The sequence below is a fragment of the Ciceribacter ferrooxidans genome, assembly GCF_004137355.1.
Taxonomy (GTDB): Bacteria; Pseudomonadota; Alphaproteobacteria; order Rhizobiales; family Rhizobiaceae; genus Allorhizobium; species Allorhizobium ferrooxidans.
The window spans coordinates 1-258 of the sequence record NZ_SDVB01000154.1; the positions used below are offsets into that span (position 1 = coordinate 1).

A 258-nucleotide genomic window follows, 5' to 3' on the forward strand; every position below is an offset into this window, starting at 1 on the left:
GGAGGTGTTTAATGTCACTAAGATGGATCATTTTACTTTTATCGGGTTCCTTGCTGTTGAGTGCTTGTGTCACAAGCGACAATCCTGAACAACCCTACATGGGAAACCATCCCAATCAAGATAATGTCGCTGGCACGGATCTTTACAACGCCAATAAAAATGTTCAAAAACATCAAAGCAATGCTTGGGGTTGGATGAGCAACCAAAATTGAGCTAACGCTGATGACAGGCGGCGCAGCCATTGCCTGAGTTGAAAAG

General features: G+C 44.2%; 1 protein-coding gene. It reads left to right on the plus strand.

Annotated features, from left to right (window positions below):
* Positions 1–212, plus strand: a 212-nt coding sequence (locus EUU22_RS25520) for a hypothetical protein (RefSeq protein ID WP_205687851.1), incomplete at its 5' end; no start/stop codon positions are given.
* Positions 213–258 lie beyond the last annotated feature (46 nt).